This window comes from Methylobacterium sp. 142-1Y (assembly GCF_057747795.1).
The window spans coordinates 4,646,747-4,663,748 of record NZ_CM173224.1; the positions used below are offsets into that span (position 1 = coordinate 4,646,747).

General features: G+C 72.5%; 17 protein-coding genes. 11 read left to right on the forward strand and 6 right to left on the reverse strand.

Annotated elements, in window-relative coordinates; genetic code table 11:
* Nucleotides 1-45 precede the first annotated feature (45 nt).
* Both AC3AOF_RS21250 and AC3AOF_RS21255 read right to left on the reverse strand, forming a co-directional pair.
* The gene (locus AC3AOF_RS21250) at nt 46-1,260 is read right to left on the reverse strand and encodes a type II secretion system F family protein (protein WP_488346418.1); all 1,215 of its coding nucleotides are present in this window, start codon (nt 1,258-1,260) and stop codon (nt 46-48) included.
* Nucleotides 1,261-2,991, reverse strand: a complete 1,731-nt coding sequence (locus tag AC3AOF_RS21255; protein WP_488346419.1) for a GspE/PulE family protein — start codon at nt 2,989-2,991, stop codon at nt 1,261-1,263.
* Between the two features lie 155 nt (nt 2,992-3,146).
* Between AC3AOF_RS21255 and AC3AOF_RS21260 the strand changes: the two genes are divergently transcribed.
* Genes AC3AOF_RS21260 through AC3AOF_RS21270 form a run of 3 tightly spaced genes read left to right on the forward strand, consistent with a single transcriptional unit; the run spans nt 3,147 to nt 5,306 of the window.
* Nucleotides 3,147-4,232, forward strand: coding sequence for a hypothetical protein (locus tag AC3AOF_RS21260; protein ID WP_488346420.1), 1,086 nt, complete (start codon nt 3,147-3,149; stop codon nt 4,230-4,232).
* Complete coding sequence (locus AC3AOF_RS21265; RefSeq protein ID WP_488346421.1) at nt 4,229-4,756, forward strand: GspMb/PilO family protein; 528 nt, start codon at nt 4,229-4,231, stop codon at nt 4,754-4,756. The genes AC3AOF_RS21260 and AC3AOF_RS21265 overlap by 4 nt, the downstream gene beginning before the upstream one ends.
* A gap of 28 nt (nt 4,757-4,784) precedes the next feature.
* On the forward strand, nt 4,785-5,306 hold the full coding sequence (locus tag AC3AOF_RS21270) for a hypothetical protein (protein ID WP_236988996.1): 522 nt from the start codon (nt 4,785-4,787) through the stop codon (nt 5,304-5,306).
* 168 nt (nt 5,307-5,474) lie between these two features.
* On the opposite strand, the gene gspD is transcribed toward AC3AOF_RS21270, so the two are convergent.
* Nucleotides 5,475-7,895: a type II secretion system secretin GspD gene (gspD, locus tag AC3AOF_RS21275; RefSeq protein WP_488346422.1), complete on the reverse strand. Its 2,421-nt coding sequence runs from the start codon at nt 7,893-7,895 to the stop codon at nt 5,475-5,477.
* A gap of 481 nt (nt 7,896-8,376) precedes the next feature.
* Nucleotides 8,377-8,805 (reverse strand): type II secretion system major pseudopilin GspG, encoded by a 429-nt coding sequence (gene gspG / locus AC3AOF_RS21280; protein WP_236988994.1) that lies wholly within the window; start codon nt 8,803-8,805, stop codon nt 8,377-8,379.
* A 376-nt stretch (nt 8,806-9,181) separates the two neighbouring features.
* Here gspG and AC3AOF_RS21285 point away from each other — a divergent pair, with 376 nt between their 5' ends.
* The 8 genes from AC3AOF_RS21285 (at nt 9,182) to AC3AOF_RS21320 (ending at nt 15,354) form a co-directional block, all read left to right on the forward strand.
* Nucleotides 9,182-10,234 carry a hypothetical protein gene (locus AC3AOF_RS21285; protein ID WP_236988993.1) on the forward strand — a complete coding sequence of 351 codons (1,053 nt, stop codon included), beginning with the start codon at nt 9,182-9,184 and terminating at the stop codon, nt 10,232-10,234.
* A complete protein-coding gene (locus tag AC3AOF_RS21290; RefSeq protein WP_236988992.1) occupies nt 10,234-10,728 on the forward strand; it encodes a prepilin peptidase in 495 nt (164 codons plus the stop codon). Before AC3AOF_RS21285 ends, AC3AOF_RS21290 begins: the two co-directional genes overlap by 1 nt.
* Nucleotides 10,728-11,189, forward strand: a complete 462-nt coding sequence (locus AC3AOF_RS21295) for a pilus assembly FimT family protein (protein ID WP_236988991.1) — start codon at nt 10,728-10,730, stop codon at nt 11,187-11,189. The genes AC3AOF_RS21290 and AC3AOF_RS21295 overlap by 1 nt, the downstream gene beginning before the upstream one ends.
* The gene (locus tag AC3AOF_RS21300) at nt 11,186-11,599 is read left to right on the forward strand and encodes a type II secretion system protein (protein WP_236988990.1); all 414 of its coding nucleotides are present in this window, start codon (nt 11,186-11,188) and stop codon (nt 11,597-11,599) included. Before AC3AOF_RS21295 ends, AC3AOF_RS21300 begins: the two co-directional genes overlap by 4 nt.
* Complete coding sequence (locus AC3AOF_RS21305) at nt 11,596-12,216, forward strand: prepilin-type N-terminal cleavage/methylation domain-containing protein (RefSeq protein ID WP_236988989.1); 621 nt, start codon at nt 11,596-11,598, stop codon at nt 12,214-12,216. Before AC3AOF_RS21300 ends, AC3AOF_RS21305 begins: the two co-directional genes overlap by 4 nt.
* Nucleotides 12,213-13,112, forward strand: coding sequence for a type II secretion system minor pseudopilin (locus AC3AOF_RS21310; RefSeq protein WP_488346423.1), 900 nt, complete (start codon nt 12,213-12,215; stop codon nt 13,110-13,112). Before AC3AOF_RS21305 ends, AC3AOF_RS21310 begins: the two co-directional genes overlap by 4 nt.
* A 155-nt stretch (nt 13,113-13,267) precedes the next feature.
* Nucleotides 13,268-13,756 (forward strand): hypothetical protein, encoded by a 489-nt coding sequence (locus AC3AOF_RS21315; protein ID WP_236988987.1) that lies wholly within the window; start codon nt 13,268-13,270, stop codon nt 13,754-13,756.
* Between the two features lie 1,310 nt (nt 13,757-15,066).
* A complete protein-coding gene (locus tag AC3AOF_RS21320; RefSeq protein WP_236988986.1) occupies nt 15,067-15,354 on the forward strand; it encodes a BrnA antitoxin family protein in 288 nt (95 codons plus the stop codon).
* 137 nt (nt 15,355-15,491) lie between these two features.
* Here the strand turns inward: AC3AOF_RS21320 and AC3AOF_RS21325 are convergent, their stop codons facing one another.
* Both AC3AOF_RS21325 and AC3AOF_RS21330 read right to left on the reverse strand, forming a co-directional pair.
* Nucleotides 15,492-16,388, reverse strand: coding sequence for a beta-propeller fold lactonase family protein (locus AC3AOF_RS21325; protein WP_488349030.1), 897 nt, complete (start codon nt 16,386-16,388; stop codon nt 15,492-15,494).
* A 50-nt stretch (nt 16,389-16,438) separates the two neighbouring features.
* The gene (locus AC3AOF_RS21330; RefSeq protein WP_488346424.1) at nt 16,439-16,978 is read right to left on the reverse strand and encodes an SRPBCC family protein; all 540 of its coding nucleotides are present in this window, start codon (nt 16,976-16,978) and stop codon (nt 16,439-16,441) included.
* Nucleotides 16,979-17,002: the final 24 nt, after the last annotated feature.

Here is a 17,002-nt window from a genome sequence, read left to right on the forward strand (position 1 = left end):
CAGGAGCGCGGCCAACGCCCGGGGGCCCGGCTTCGATCCACCGCCCTACTGCGTCAATTGCCCCACGCTCAGGATCGCCCCCATCACCGAGATGATCAGCCCGCCGATCAGCCCGCCGATCGCCACGGTCACCAGGGGGGTGAGCAGGGCGAGCAGCCGGTCGATGCGCTGGCGGGTCTCGGTCTCGTGCATCTCGGCGGCGTGGATCAGCACGCTGCCGAGGCGGTTCACCTGCTCGCCGCTCGCGATGAGATTCAGGGTCGAGGCGGCATAGGGCTTGAGCGAGGACAGACCGGAAGCGAGGCTGCCGCCTTCCGCCAGCCGCCGTCCGGCCTCGTCGAGGGCATGGCGAAACACCCGGTTGCCGGCGAGCGGCCGCGTCGCCGCCACCGCATCGGGGATCGGCACCTCGGCAGTCAGCAGGGTGCCGAGCACCCGGCAGAACCGGCCGCACTCGATGCCGACCACGATCTCGCGCACCAGCGGCAGGCGGAGCGCCAGTTGCGCGCGGGACGCCGCGAAGCCGGGCGTCCGCCACGCCCGGGCAAGCCCCAGGATCAGGAGCGCGAGGCCGCCCAGGAGGAACGGCCAGGTCGTCGAGAGCGTCTCGCCGAGCCAGGCGGCGGCGCGGATCGCGAAGGGCGGCGCCTGGCCGCTGCCCTCGAAGAGCGGGGCCAAGGCCGGCACCAGCACGCCGACGATCATCGCCACGGTACCGATCGCCATCGCGACGAGGAGCGCCGGGTAGATCATCGCCGAGATCAGGTGGCGCTTGACCGCGTCGCGGCGCTCGATCGACGCGGTGAGCGAGCCGACCACGTCGACGAGGGTACCGGTGGCCTCGCCGGCACGCACGATGTCGACCATGTCGCGCGGGAAGGCCTGCGGATGGGCCGCCATCGCCCGCGACAGGGAGGCGCCGGCCACGACCCGTTCCAGGAGGTCGGAGAGGACGGGCTTCAACGCCGGCCCGGCCTGGCGCTCGACGAGGCGCAAGGCCTTGTCGACCGTGAGCCCGGCGCCGACCAGGGTGCCGAACTCGCGCAGGAACGCGACGCGGGCGGCGTCGTTGACGCGGTCGCGCCCGAAGAGGTCGCGGCGCCAGAACGGCGCCGGGCCGGCCGCCGCCTGGGCGATCTCGTAGACCTGGAGCCCGTCGGCGCGGAGCAAAGCCACGGCGCGCTGGCGGGTTTCGGCCTCGATCCGGCCGGCACGGGAGCGCCCGTCCGCGGCATAGGCCTTGTAGGCAAAGCGCGGCATCTACAGCGTTCCTTCCAGCACCCGCCCGACCTCGTCGAGGGTGGTGTCGCCGTCGAGCACCCGCGCCCGGGCGCTGTCGGCGAGCGTCGTCATGCCGGCTTTGCGGGCCCGGTCGGTCAGGGTCTGCTCGTCGGCGCGAGTGGCGATGAGCCCGCGCAACTCGCCGTCGAGGGTCATGATCTCCGAGGCGACCATGCGGCCGCGATAGCCGGTGCCGTTGCAGGCCGGGCAGCCGCGGGCGCGCTTGAGGCTCAAGGGGGCGTCGGCCGGGACGCCGAGGCGCAGGCGCTCCTGCGGGCTCGCCGGAATGGCCTCGGCGCAGGCCCCGCAGAGCCGGCGCACCAGGCGTTGCGCCACCACGCCGTTGAGGGTCGCGGCGATGAGGTAGGGCTCGATGCCCATGTCCATCAGCCGGGTCACCGTGGCGGGGGCGGAGTTGGTGTGGAGCGTCGAGATGACGAGGTGGCCGGTCAGCGCCGCCTGCACGGCGATGCGGGCGGTCTCGCCGTCGCGAATCTCGCCGACCATCACCACGTCCGGGTCCTGGCGCAGGATCGAGCGGAGCGCCGCCGCGAAGTCGAGGCCGATGCCCGGATGGGCCTGGACCTGGTTCACCCCCGCCATCCGGTACTCGACCGGATCCTCGACGGTGACGACCTTGAGGTGGGGGCCGTTGATCCGGCGGAGCGCCGCGTAGAGCGTCGTGGTCTTGCCCGAGCCGGTCGGGCCGGTGACGAGGACAAGGCCGTTCGGCCGGCCCGTCATCGCGGCGATCTCCTGGATCGCCGCCGCGTCGAAGCCGAGCGCGGAGAAATCCTCGACCCGGCGCGAGCCGTCGAGGACGCGCAGGACCACGCTCTCGCCATGGGCCGTCGGCAGGGTCGAGACGCGGATGTCGACCTCCTGGCCGCGATCGGGGGCCTGCATGCGCCCGTCCTGGGGCAGGCGCCGCTCGGCGATGTTGAGGCCGGCCTGGATCTTGATGCGGGTGGTGAGCGCGAGCTGGACCGATTTCGGCAGCCGCTCGGATTCGACCAGCACGCCGTCCACGCGGTAGCGCACCCGCATGTCGGCTTCCTCCGCCTCCAGGTGGATGTCGGAGGCGGACAGTTCGAAGGCCTTGCGCACCAGCCGGGCGGCGAGCCGGACGATCGGCGCCTGGCTCGCCACGTCGGCGAGCCGCGCGAGGTCGTCGTCGCTCCCCGCCTCGCCCTCCTCGGCGACGTCGCCGTAGACGGCGCGGTGGGCCCGCTCGAAGCTGCCCGGGCCGACGAGGCGGAAGGCCACCCGCCGGTCGACGAGGTGCTCCAGCGCCTGCCCGGTCTCGGGCTCGAACGGATCGACGAGGGCGACGACGAGGCGGTCGGGCTCGGCGGCGAGCGGCAGCACCCGGGCGCGGGCGCAGTAATCGGGCGAGAGCAGGTCGGCCAGAACCGGCTCGCCCGGCAGATCCTCCTGGCGCAGGATCGGCAGGCCGGTCGCCTCCGAGAGGGCGGTGACGAGCGTCGCCTCGTGGACGAGGCCGAGTTCGGTGAGCAGCAGGGGCAAGGGGCGTCGCCCGGGCCCGTCGAGGGCGGCGAGCGCCCGCTCGTGGCCGGCTTCGTCCAGCACCTCGCTCTCGGCGAGCCGGTCGACGAAGGCGCGCAGGTCCGCGGTGCGGCTGCGGGCCGCGTCGCGCCGGTCGGCCCGCGCCCGCCGCGGCCGGGTCTTGCCCGCCCAGATGCTCAGCATCGTCCTGCCCCAGAGAAGACACGAGAGAAGTGGATCCGGCGCCGCCCCGCCGGGGCCATTCTCGCGCGGCGTCCTTAAGCGGACGGAAATATCGCTGCGTTAGACCGGTCCGCGACGCCCCCCGACGACTGCGCGGGCGCCGGAGCCGACCCGTCTTGCGTGCGCCATCCGCCTCGTCTCCAGGCCTGCTCTCGTCCAAGGGCCTCCTCTCGTCGCTCGAAGCCTCGTGGCGCCAGGGCGTCGATGCCGCCTCCCATCTCCTCGGCCTGACCGAGGCCCGCACCGACCGCGAGCCGGCCGTGCTGACGCTCCGGCTCGGGGCGCCGCACGAGGCCGGCCTGACGGTCGTCGACCGGCGCGACGGGCCCGACCGGACCTACCGCCTCGACCTCCAGGCCGACGACCTGCCTGAGCAGATCGCCGCCATCCGGGGCGGCCGGCCGGAGGGTCGGGCGAAGGTCGTCGTCGATCCCGCCGCCTGCTTCATCCGCACCCTCGACCTGCCGAGCGCCGCCCTGCCGCGGATGCGCGCGGTGCTGGCGCAGGAACTGGAGGCCGCGACCCCGTTCCGCGCCGATCAGGTCTTCAGCGACTGGTACGTCGAGGGCGAAGACCCGGAAACCCGCACCCTGCGGGTGCGCCACGTCGTGCTCAAGCGCGCCCGCCTCGGCCCCGTGCTGGCGGCTTTGGCGGGGGCGGGTCTGACGGCGAGCGTCGTGGCGGTCGGCCCGGCGGAGGACCGGACGATGCCGGTCGACCTCCTGTCGAGCGGGCACCACGCCCTGCCGGGCCTCTTGCGCAGCAGCGGCAACCTCGCTCTCGTGGCGGCGACCGGCCTCTTTCTCCTCGGCGCCTTCCTGGGCCTGCGCCAGCACCAGGCGGCGACGCTCGCCGCCCTCGACGACGCCTTCGCGACCGCCCGCCGGGCGGCGTCCTCCGGCCTTCCGCCCGCGGTCCAGGCCGGCGCCGCCGCGATCCTGGCCGAGCGCGGCCTTCCGCTCGCGCGGATCTGGGATGCGGTCGCGGCCGCCCTGCCGGACACGGCCTCGGCGCAGTCCTTGCGCCTCACCCGCGAGGGGATGGAGCTGACCCTGCTGGCGCCCGACGGGCCGGCGGTCCTCGCGGCTTTGGCGCGCCTGCCGGGTTTCGGCGCGCCGGAGCTGCGCCAATCCTCCCCCGTCGAGGGCGGCCAGCACCTCGTCGTCGCGCTGCCGCGCCGCGTCGCGGGAGCCCGGCCGTGAGGGCGGTCCTGCCCGCCGCCGGGCGGCCGCTGCTCCTCGGCCTCGCCGGTCTCGGGCTGGCCGCCGCCCTCGGGACGGGGCCGGTGCTCGACGCGCTGGCGGCGCAGGACGACATCGCCATGGCCCGCGACCGGCTGGCCCGGGCGCAGGCCGCCGCTCTCGCGCCCCCGGCGCCGGCGCCCTTGAGCGCTGCGGACGAGGCCGGCCTCGTCGCCGCCTTCCAGTCCCGCCTCACCGCGCTGGTGGCGGAGCGGAGCGTCGCATTCGACGGGGCCGGGATCCAGCCGGACCTGAGCCGACCGACGCTGCCGCGCCTCTCGGCCTCCTTACGCGGCACCGCGGAGGGCCTGCACGGCCTGCTCGACGCCCTCGAGACCGGAATCCCGCTGGTCGTGCTGGAAGAGGCCGAGATCAGCGTCGAGCGCCCGGCCGATCCCGAGATCGGGCGGGCGACCGTGCTGCGCCTGACCCTCACGGCCCGCGGCGTGCTGCCGCCCGCCCCGGCCGCCAAAGCAATCCCGTGAGCAAGACCACGCCGTGACGGAGCGCGCCGTGAGACGGACCGTCCCCCATCTGCGGGCGACCCTGGCGGCGACCGGGCGCGGACCCCGCATCGCCTGCGGGCTCGCCGCCATCGTGATGCTCGGGGCGTTTGCCTGGCCGATCGATGGCGGGCCCGCGCCCCTGCCGCGCCGCGCGGTGGCCGCGATGCCGCCGACGGACGAGACCGCGTTGCAGCGCCCGCTCTTCGATCCCGGTCGGCGTCCCTGGACCGCCCGGGGCCCGCGCGACATCCTCTTCGGCGATCCGCCGCGGCCGGTCCTGACGGTGCGCGGCATCCTGCTCGACGGCGCGGTCGCCCGGGTGCTGATCGACGACGGCAGCGGCAGCCAGGCCTGGCTCGCCCGCGGCGAGGGACGGGGCGACTGGCGGGTCATCGCGGTCGGGCGCGACGAGGTCACCCTGGTCCAAGGCGAGCGCCGCTATGTCGCGACCTTCCTGGGCACCCCGACGACCCTGCGGCCCGTGGGCGCGAAGCCGGTGACGGAGGCGGGGCCATCCTTGCGGCGGTGAGGGCTGGGGGGCACACGCCTGATTTTCGAAGAGGATCGTCCTCGAACAACCCTGCGCAGCGGGGAGCGTCGACCACGAAATAGTCTGTTCGAGACTTAACGCTCGGGGCCGTCGCAGGTCAAAGGAGAGCGTCTCTCTCGATCCCGGACCCTACCGAGACCATCCCCCTCAATCCAGCATCCGCCGCAAGATTCCCTCCGGGCCCTGATGCGCCGCCGGCAGGGGCGGGGGCGGCAGGACCGGGCGCACCGGCATCATCGTGCGGAACTGCTGGCGGAAATCCTCGGCGATGCGGTCGGCCTCGGCGGTGCCGCGGATCACCCGGGGGCGGATGAAGACCAGGAGCTCGGTCCGGACCCGCTGGTCGACCCGATTGCGGAAGGCCGGGCCGATCACCGGCAGGTCGCTCAGGACCGGCAGGTTCTCGTTGGTGATCTGCGCCTTCTCCTGCACCATGCCGCCGATGGCGAGGCTGTGCCCGTCCCGCACCGCGACGCTGGTGGCGACCCGGCGCTGGCGGATCGTCGGCGAGTCGATCGTCGAGGTCGTGGTCGGGACCACGTCGCTGACCTCCTGGTTGATGTCGAGCACGACGAGGCCGTTCTTGTTCACCCGCGGCGTGACCGACAGGATCACGCCGGTATCCTTCATCTCGATCTGGTTGAGGATCGGCGCCCCGGCGACGAGGGCGCTCTGGCCGGTCTGCTTGATGATCGGCACCTGGTCGCCGACCTGGAGCTTGGCGGTGCGGTTGTCGAGCACCGTGATGTTGGGCGACGAGATCACGTTGACCCGGGTCACGCCCTGGAGCGCGTTGAGCACCACGTTGAAGTCGGTCCCGGCGAGCAGGTAGTTGAAGCCCGGCACCCCGCGCATCGCCGCGGTGATCAGGCCCGCGGTGCCGTTCGTCACCGCCGCCTTGTCGGTGTCGGTGCTCGCGAGGTTGAAGCGGTCGCCGCGGTTCTTGAGGAACCACTGCACGCCGAAGGCCAGGCTGTCGTTGAGTGTCACCTCGGCGATGACCGTCTCGAGCAGGACCTGGGTCGGCATCGCGTCGAGGCGGCCGAGGATGCGCAGGATCTTGTCGTACTGGTTGCGCGTCGCCGAGATCACCAGGCTGTTGTTGGCGTCGTCCGCCACGATGCCGATGGCGTCGCGCCGCATCCCGGCGCCGCCGCCCGCGAAGGTCGTGTCGAAGCCCCCGCCGTAGCCGCCACCATAGCCGCCCCCGCCATAGGCGCCGCCACTGGAGCCACCGCCGAACAGGCCCCCTCCGCCGGCACCGAGCCCGCCGGACATGCCGCCGAGGCCCGCCCCGCCGGCCCCGGCCTCGCCGGCGGATCCGCCCGAGGCCCAGCCCGAGGTCGAGGGCGAACCGCCTCCCGGCCCCCCGCCGCTGCCCGGGACCCCGGCGCCCATGCCGCCGGATCCCATGCCGCCGGATCCCATGCCGCCGGATCCCATGCCGCCGGCGCCCAAACTCCCAGCGCCCAAACCTCCGGAACCGCCCATTCCGCCGAGGCCGCCGCCCATGGCGGCGTAGCCGCCGGACGCTCCCCCGTAGCTGCCACTCATGCCGCCGCTCATGCCGCCGCCATATCCGCCCATGCCGGACATGCCGTAGGCGCCGCCCATCTCCGACATCACCACGCCCTGGAGCACGGCGGCGAGTTCCTTGGCGGAGCGGTTCTGGATCCGGTAGACGAAGAGCTGGCGCTCGCGGTCGGCGGCCAGGGTCTCGAGCTGTTCGAGCAGCGCCCGGGCGCGGTCGAGATAGGCGGCGCGGGAACTGACCACCAGGATCGCGTTCAGCGCCTCGTTGGGGATGAAGCGGATCACGTCGCCGGTGCCGGCGGTCTCGCCGCCGAAGATCTGGGTCAGGTCGCGGGCGAGCGCCACCGGGTTGGCGCTGCGCAACGGCACCATCGCGGTCGACATGCCGCGCATCCAGTCGACGTCGAACACCGCGATGGTCTGGCGCAGCACCCGGATCTGGTTGGCGTCGCCGGAGAGGATCAGCAGGTTGCGCGCCCGGTCGGCCCGCAGCACCACCTCGCGCGGCGCCACCGAGCTTAAGATCGCCTGCATCTCGGCGGCCGAGATCCAGCGCAGGGGCACCGCGACCGCCCCCGATTCGGCCCCGACGCCCTGGACCGGCCGGACCTCGGTGGTCGCGCCGCCCGCGGGCACGATCTGGACGCTGCGGCCGTGGCGGCGCAGGGACAGGCCGCGGCTCGCGAGCGCGGTCTCGACCATCCGCAGCAGGGCCTCGCGGCTCACCGGCCCGCCGGTCTGGAGCGTGATGGTGCCGGAGGCGCGCTCGTCCAGGCTGTAGCCCCAGCCGAGCGTGTCGGCGAAGACCGCCTTGGCGGCCACCGGCAGCGGCACCTCGACGAGGTTGAGGCTGACCGGTCCGCCCGCGATCGGCTCCCGGGCCGGGGCCTCGCCGCCGATCAGGCGGTCGTCGCCGCGCATCACCAGGGCGCCGGTGTCCCGCGGATCGGACGGCCCGAGGGGCTCGGCGGCGCTCGCGGTCAGCGGCCAGCCGCAGGCGAGCGCCAGGGCGAGGACAGGCGCACCCTTGATCATCACCCCGCCGTCCCCATCACCCGCTCGTCGATGGAGCGAACGTTAGGAGAGCTATGGTTAATGGGGGGTTGAGGACGGGGCGGAGACCGGGTTACGGCCATGTCCGCGGACCGGATATGCAGCCTGCACGTGCAGCAGGCCGGAGCGATTCCACGCCCGGCCGGCCGATCGGCATGACGTCGGCAATGAACGCCGGACCGAACCGGCCGGATCGACCGCGGAAACGACCGGTCTAGACCGCACCGGCGGCGCGACCGACTGCCGACGCCGCGCGATCGATTGCCGGACGGTCATGGAATGTCACCCGGATACATAACCGGAGACATGGCACGCGCTTCGGACGACGGGGGCGGGCCCGCATCGTCCGGACGCCGTATCATACGCTTTCCGATTGATCGCTTCGCGATGCGGAAAGCGGCTTCGCTCAGGCGCCGCGCGGGCTGATGATACGGGATCCGGAATTGATCTTCCGGATCCCGTATCAGTTGCTCGCCACGTCGGCCTGGTCGCCGGTCCCGCCGGCCTTGCCGTCGGCCCCCAGGCTGTAGACCTCGAACGGGGTGCCGGCCATTCCGGGCGAGCGGTAGAGATAGGCGTGGCCCCAGGGATCGGTCAGGCCGCGGGCGTCGCGCACGTAGGGGCCGCGCCAGCCCGCGCCGGTCGGCTGCACCAGGGCCTGCAGGCCCTGCTGCGACGTCGGATAGGCGCCGAGGTCGAGATAGTAGAGCTCGACCGCCTGGGCGATGTTCTTGACCTGGATGCGTGCCGTCTCGCCCTTGGCGCGGCCGAGATACCCGAGCACCTGCGGCGTCACCATGGTGGCGATCATGCCGATGATCGCCAGGACGACCAGGAGCTCGACCAGGGAGAAGCCGGCCTGCCCCCCGCTCCGGTCTTCGGAGGGAGTCATACGATTTCCGGCTGATCGCTTCGCGATGCGGAAATCGGCTTCGCTCCGGCGTGTGAAGCGAAGCTTCACCGCCGCGGGCACGTGATACGAAATCCGGAAGTGATCTTCCGGATTTCGTATCACTCGCGTCTCGCCGCGATCCGGCATGGTTGTGATGAGCATCGTGCGGCCTCGGGGCAGACGGACAATCGCCCAGCAAGGTGCCGTCTCTTCGTAAAGAAGCCCTCACTGCCGGTCCTGACGGAGCGGCGGACCGCCGCGGGAGTCGGACTTTGTTATCCAATTCCGGCCAGGATCGGCCCGCGTGAGGCGAGGCCTTGGGGCATGCCGTTCGGGGCGAGAGCCTTTCGGTCCACGGGAAGGGCAGGGGAGACGCATGAACCGCTCAGCCGACCACGCGGCCCGCGCCGGTGGCCGCCGCCGGCGCGGCCAGGGACTCGCAGGGGCGGCGATCGCGGGGTCGGGGATTGCCGGGCTCTCGCTCGCGGGCCTCCTCGTCCTCGGCGGCAACGCGCTCGCCGCAGAGCCGCTGAGCGTCCCGCTGCCGGCACCGTTCCCGCCGATCCGCGTGCTGACGCTGCTCGTCGCCGTTCACCTCATCGGGCTGTCCTTCGGCCTCGGCGGCGCGACGATGCTGGATTTCTGGATCCTGCGCTGGATGCGCTGGGGCAGCCTGCCGGGCGAGATCGCCCGCATCTTCCTGTTCGTCAGCAAGGTCGTCACGGTCGGCCTCGGCCTGCTCTGGCTCTCGGGGCTCGGCTTCCTCGCCGTCTACGCGGTGGAATCGCCGGAGAAGTTCGGCAACCCGAAGCTCCTGGCGAAGATCGCCGTCGTGGCGGTGCTGACCGTCAACGGCCTGCTGATCCACGCCATGGTGCTGCCGGGGGTGCTGCGCGACATCCGCCGGCCGATGCTCGACGGCGTGTCGGGCGTGCGCACCGGCATCTTCCTGGTCTCCGGCGCGATCTCCGGCGTGTCCTGGTACACCGCCTTCGCCCTCGGGCTGATGCGCGAGCTGAACGGCGTCGTGCCCGCCGGCCTGCTCCTCGCCCTGTGGCTCTGCGCCGTCATGGCGGCCTCGCTGGCGGCCTATTTCTACTGGCTGCACCTGCGCGAATGGACGGTGCGCCAGGCGATGCGGGCCGCTTCGGCGCCGGCCTCCGTGCCGGCCCGGGAACCTGCGGCGGTGCCGCCGCCCGCGCCGGCGGAACGGCTGACCGAACCCGCGATCCGCTCGACCGAGCCCGCGGCACTCTCGGTCGAGCCCGTCGCCGAAGCGGCGGCGGCGTCCGCCATGCCGCCGCCCGTGACGCCCCCGCCCGAGGCCGTGGAGCCGGCGCGCCCGGCCGCCCCGGCGCGGATCCCCGCGGACCGGATCCTCGCCCTCACCCCGGCGGCGCCCCGGGCGCGCCCGCCCCGGCGCGCCTGATGTCCGACGTGCTCCTTGCCGGCGCGGTGCTGCCCGCCCTGCTGCCGCTGCCGCTGACCCTGCCGGCGAGCCTGATCGACCTGCGGCGCCGCATCATCCCGGACGCGCTCACCCTCGCGCTCCTGGTCCTCGGCCTCGCTGTGGCCGGCTGGCGGGACGGGATGACGGGGATCGGGCTCGGCCTCACCGAGGCCTGCCTCGCCTACGGGCTGTTCGGGGGATTGCGCGCCCTGCACGCCCGGGCGAGCGGCCGGATCGGACTCGGCCTCGGCGACGTGAAGTTCATCGCGGCGGCCGCCGCCTGGACCGGGTTGTCCGGCCTGCCGGTGCTGATCCTGGCGGCCAGCCTGTCGGCGCTGGCCGCGGTCGGGCTCATGGCGCTCGCCGGGCGGACGGTCTCGCGCGGGACCGCCCTGCCGTTCGGCCCGTTCCTGGCGCTCGGCCTCCATGCCGCGCTCCTGCACGCCGCCCTCCCGATCGGGCCGGCCGGCTGATGCGCGGCGGCGACGGCAGGGGCGGGGGAGAGGCGGGGTTCACCCTCGTCGAGATGCTGGTGACGATGGCGATCCTGGGCCTCGCCGCCGGGGTCGCGTTCCAGTCCCTCGGCCCCGGCGCCCTCGATCGGCGCACCCTGCTCGTCTCCGAGACCGTCGCCGCCGAGATCGGCCGCCTGCGGGCCGAGGCGATCCGGACGGGCCGGGCCGGGCGTCTCGCCTTCGAGCCGCAGGCCCGGCTCTTCCTCAGCTCCCGCCCGGGCGCGGTCCCGATCCCGGTCGGCGGCCTGTCGGTCGCGGTCGAGCCCGGCCCGGTCGGCCGGCCGGTGCCGGGCGAGTTGCACCTCCTGCCCGACGGCAGCTCGACCGGCGGACGGATCCTGCTCGCCGCAGGGAGCGCGCGCCGGATCCTCTCGGTCAGCGCGCTCACCGGCCGGGTGCGCCGGGAGGACGGGCCATGAAGGAGGCCATCGCGGCGCGGCTCCGACGGATCGTCCGGCGCGCCGGCACGCGGGACGAGGAGGGCTTCACCACCGTCGAGGTGCTGGTGGCGTTCGGGATCGCCGCCGCCGCCACGATCATGGCGTTCCAGATCGCCGGCACCGCGGCCGCGGCCGTCCGGCGGATCGAGGCACGCCGCGTCGCGGCCGACGAGGCGGAGGGCGTCGTCCTGCGCCGCCTCGCCGAGGGCCCGCTGCGGCCGGGCCTGGCGCGGGGCGTCTTCTCGGACGGCACGCCCTGGACGCTCGCCGTCACCGACCTGCGCCCGGCCCTCGGCCTCGGCCGGGTGCCGCCGCTCTGGCAGGTGCGGGTGACGGGGGCCTCGACGGTGCCGCTCTACGCGACGCTGATCCCGGAGAGGCAGGAATGAGCCGGGAGCCGCCCGACGCCGAAGCGCGGCAGGCCGGGTTCACCCTGGTCGAGACCCTGGTCTGCCTGGCGCTCGCCGGGCTGATCGGCGTGCTCCTGCTCAACGCCGTGCGGATCGCCGGCGGGGCCGCGGCCGCGGCGGCCCGGGCGGCGGGGACCGAGGAGGTGCAGTCGGTCCGCGACCACCTGCGGCGCACCCTCGGCAGCCTGGCGCAGAGCCGCCCCGACGGCAAGAGGCCGACCCTGCGCGGGGGCCCGGACGGGCTCGTCGCGGTGCTCGCCCCCGACCAGACGCTGGAGCGCCCGACCGAAATCGCCGTGACCCTGGCACGCGTGCCCGGCGGGCCAGGGGCCTTCGACCTCCTGGAGAGCCGCAGCGAGGCCGAGGCGCTGCCGGGGCAACCCCTGATGCCGCGCAGCGAGGCGATCCTCGGGCGGATCGCCGGCCTCGCGCTTCGCTATTACGGCGCGCCCAGCCGCGGCGCCCGGCCGCTCTGGCTGCCGGCCTGGTCGCGGCCGGACCGGCCGCCGCTGCTGGTCGAGATCCAGGTCGCCTTTCCTCCCGCAGACAGCCGCCGATGGCCCCCCCTCGTGATCGCCCTGGATTCCGGCCCGTGAGCGCCCCGGGCGAGCCCCCCTCCGACGAGGGCGAGGCCGGCTTCGTGCTCCTGTCGGTGCTGGCGATCTTCATCGTGGTCGGTGCGGTGCTGGCGGCGGCGATCCTCCAGGTGCGCTCCGCCACCGGCCTCGCCCAGGCCCGGGCCGAGGCGGTGCGGCTCCAGGGCGAGGCGGACGGAATCGCCCGCCTGATCGCCTACCGGCTCGATCTGGGCCGGACCTATCGCCAGTCCAGCGCCGGCCTGCCGGAGGACGGCACGGTGACCGCCTGCCCGCTGGCGCCGGGGCGCAGAGCGCTCCTGTCGCTCCAGGACCAGGGCACGCTCATCGACCTCAACGGCAGCCCGCGCCCGGCGATGGAGGAGGCCTTCCGGCTCCTCGGGGTGTCGGACCGGGAGGCACTGGCGCTCGGCGCCGAGATCGTCGATTACCGCGACCCGGACGACGCGCCGGAGCCCAATGGCGGGGCGGAACTGCCGCAATACCGCGCCCGGGGCCTGCCCTGGGGGCCGCGCAACGCCCCCTTCGCCAGCATCGACGAGATCGACCGCCTGCCCTCGATGACGCCCGCCATCGCCGCCCGCCTGCGACCGGTGCTGACGGTCTACAACGAGGGCGGCCGATTCGACCTCGCCGCCCTGGTGCGGCGGGCCAACCCCTCGGCGATCCGCTCGCTGCCGGGCTCCGCCGGCCCGGTCCCGTCGCCCCGGCAGGTCTTCCGCCTCTCGGTCGTCGTCGAGGCGGGCCGCGCCCGGGCCGGGCGCTCGGCGATCCTCAACCTCGGCGGCGGCAGCGGCTTCCTCGTCTGGCAGCAGACCGTCGCGGCGGACCTCGTCGCCGGCACCGGTCATCCCGCCTGCGCGATGGTGGCGGCGGCCCTGGGATCGGCTCCCTGACGGCCTCGCGCAGTTCCCGCCCCTGTCCGAGAGGAAGCCGCACGAATCGCCTGACCGTCACCCACGGTCGGCCAGGATCGGATTGGCCGGGACGCGAGTTGAGCTTGAGACGGGTTGCAAAAGACCACCTCGGAGACGACAAGGAGCAGGGTGCGATGACGGAGACCGTGGCGGTTCCCCGATGCCCGGACGTGGTGCTGTCGGATTTCGGGAGCTTCTTCGAGGAGCACCGCCGGCGCCGCGAGGCCTACGTGGCGCCGGCCGCCCAGGACGAGGCGCCGCTCTCCTCCGAGGACGCACGACGCGTCGCTCTCCTGCGCGACATCGCCGCCGAGGTGCTGCAGGCCGCAGCCAGCCAGCTCGCGCCCTATGGCGTGCTCATCGAGCGCGGGCCGTCCTTGCGCGGCCGTCCCGATTTCGAGCAGGCCTACACCCAGTTCATGCTGATCAACCGGAATACCGGCCAGGCCTCGGACGTCTACGTGATGAGCATCACGGATGCGGGCTACTTCCTGGCGAGTGCCTGCGACCCCCGCCTCGACCACGACCATCTCGACCGGCAGGTGACCCACTGTGCCGCGAGCGCCCTGAACTGCGACGTCGTCGCCCGGGTGATGAAGGACGCCATCCTGCACGTTGCCTGATCCTCGGCCTGATCCTCGGCGCGCCTCCCGCGGCGGCGGGCGGGACCGCGCTGGCTCGGGCGCGCCCGAAACCTCCCCTTAGGTTTTTGTTCCAGCGCGGCAGTGCAAAAAAGGCGGCTACAAATCCCTCTTGACCATCCCCGCGCGGAGGGGCAGCATAGTTCCCGTCGAGACCAACTCGAGGAGGTAGCCATGAATTCTCAAGGTTGCAGCCCTCACGCGACACATACTGATGCCGGTGATCAGGAAACTCCGCCGGACTACTATCGACAGGGATAGTGGCTTCAGGGCGGGCTAGAATACGGTACGGGGCCGAGACGGCCATCACCATCGTACCGTGCGAAACACCCCGCGAACCCTGAAACGTGGACCCTGCCTCTTCAAGGCTCGTCGGTGCGCCGGCGGGCCTTCGTCGTTTCGAGCCCGGCGGCAGGCACCGACCACCTCATGTCGCAGAGAAAGGCCGAATCGGTCTCGGGCGTGGGCAACTTTAATCTTTCGTTAGGTTCCGTCTCGACCTAAAAAATCGAAAGCAGCCGGCTACGAATACCCCTTGACCACTCCCGCCGGGAGGCGCAGCATAGTCTTCATCGAGACGAACTCGAGGAGGTGGCCATGAATTCTCAAGGTTGCAGCCCTCATGCGACTCACACCGATGCCGGCGATCAGGAAACGCCACCCAATGTCGATCGACAGGGATAGTGGCTTCAGGGCGGGCTGAACTACGGTACGGGGCCGAGACGGCCGTCATCATCGTACCGTGCGGCAAAACCCGCGAACCCTGAAACGTGGACCCTGCCTCTTTAAGGCTCGTCGGTGCGCCGGCGGGCCTTCGCTGTTATAGGCCTTGTGCAAGCCCTTACCTGCCTCATGCCGCAGCGAAAGGCCGAATCGGCTTCAGGCGTCAGAAGTATTAATCTTTCGTTAGGTTCCATCTCAACCTTAAAAATCGAGAGCAGTCGGCTACGAATTCCGCTTGACCACTCTCGCCGGGAGGCGCAGCATAGTCTTCATCGAGACGAACTCGAGGAGGTGGCCATGAATTCTCAAGGTTGCAGCCCTCATGCGACTCACACCGATGCCGGTGACCAGGAAACGCCACCGAATGTCGATCGACAGGGATAGTGGCTTCAGGGCGGGCTGACATGCGGTACGGGGCCGAGACGGCCATCATCAACGTACCGTGCACGACCACCCGCAAACCCTGGGACGTGGACCCTGCCTCCTCAAGGCTCGTCGGTGCGCCGGCGGGCCTTCGTCGTTTTCGGGTTCGCCGCCGCCATGGTAGGGCTGTCCGAGGAGGACCCTTGATGTCATTCGACCGTTCCCGCCGCGGCAGCGACCCCCGGCAAGCCGCCGAGGCCGCGTTCCGGGCCGTGACCCGTAAAGTGCCGGAGGGCTCAGGCCCCGAGGGCAAGGCAGCCGATGGCAAGGCGACCGACGGCAAGCCGAAGCCCGCCGCGAAGGCGGCCGTCCCGGGCGTGCGCGAGACCGTGTCCTTGCGCCTCGACCGCGACGTGCTCGACCACTTCCAGGAGGACGGGCCGGGCTGGCAGGAGCGCATCAACGCCGCCCTGCGCAAGGCCGCGGGTCTCTGATGTGAGGCGGCTGAGCCTCGCGGCCTCGCTGCTGCTCCTCGCGGTACCGGCGCAGGCGCAGGGCGGGCTTGTGACCAACCCGTTCGCGTCGAACTATCCCTCGGTGCCGATCCGCGAACGGGTCGCCCCGTCGCGTCTCAGCGCAGGAACTGACCGAAGGCCCGCGGCCCGTCCGAGGTCTTCACCAGTCCGGTCACCGTCAGGGCCGTGGCATCGATCACCGTGAGGGTGTTCGATTCCCAGTTCGCCACATAGACCGTCTTGCCGTCCGGGCTGGCCTGGATACCCTCGGGGTATTCGCCGACATCGAGGCGGGGCCCCGGCGCCAAGGTGGCGGTATCGAAGGTACTGACCGTGCCGCCATATTGGTCGGTGACGAAGGCCCGGCCCTGGGCGAGCGCCACGGCGTAGGGCCGCTCGCCGACCTTGACCCGACCGATCTCCCGGTGCGCCGCGATGTCGACCACCGAGACGTCGTTCGAGCCGACATTGGCGGAATAGGCCCGCTTGCCGGCTGCGTCGATTGTGACCCCGAACGGCCGCGTGCCGACCGGGATCGTCGCCACCCGCTGCCGCGTCGCGGTGTCGACCAGCGAGAGCGCGTCGTCGTCCCGGTCCGCCGCCAGCAGGAACGTCCCGTCCGGCGTCACCGCGATGCCCGAGGGCGAGGTGCCGACCGGGATCTCGGCCGCGACCGACAGGGTCTTCGGATCGACCTCCCAGAGACGCTTGGCGTACCAGTCGGCGACGTAGACCGCGCCGCTCACCGGGTTCACCCCGACCCCGAGGGGGCCGCCGCCGAGCGGGACGGTGCGGGCGATCCGGCGTGCGGCGGCATCGATCACGACGAGCGCCTTGCCCTCCGGCGCGGTGACGTAGACGGAACGTCGGTCCGGCGACAGGGCGATGCCGGCCGGTGCGCCCTTCACGGGGATCGTCGCCACCACCTTGCGGGCGTCGAGGTCGACCACGTCGACCGTGTCGGAATTCTGCGCCGTAACGAAGGCCTCCGCCGCCCGGGAAGGGACCGGCATGACGCCGGCCCCGACGAGCAGGCAGAGCCCGGCGAGATGCCGGGCTCGCCTCACGAGTTGCCCTTCTCGATCTTCGCCTTCAGGTTGTCGAGGCCGGCGCGATACAGCTCCTTGACCGCCTTGATCGCCGCCTCGTCGCTCAGCTCGGGCGGCGGGTCGTTGTTCATGTAGCCGCGATAGAACGCGCCGTCCCACACCACTTCCGACGCCTTGCCGCCATCCGCCGGCTCGACCTTGATCGTCGAGGAGTAGTTGTTGACCGGCAGCACCTTCACGTCGACCTTGTCGATCCGGTACGACAGGCTCTTCTGCTCGGCCGAGTACTTGTAGAGCTCCTCCTCGACCGTGGCACCGCCCTTCAACGTGAGGGTGCGGGTGGCCTTGACCTCGTTGCCGCCCTTGCCCTCGGTCTTCTCGACCGGCGGCAGCCAGCTCATGTCCTGGAAGTTGCCGACCACGGCCCAGACCTTGTCCGGGCTGGCATTGATCGTAACCTTCTCCTCGACCTTCTTGCGGGTCGGGCCGTGGGCCTGGGCAGCGGGGGCCGCCGCGAAGGCGGCGACGAGGGCCGCCGCGATGATGCGCTTCATCGGATCTCTCCTGTTCACGCGTTC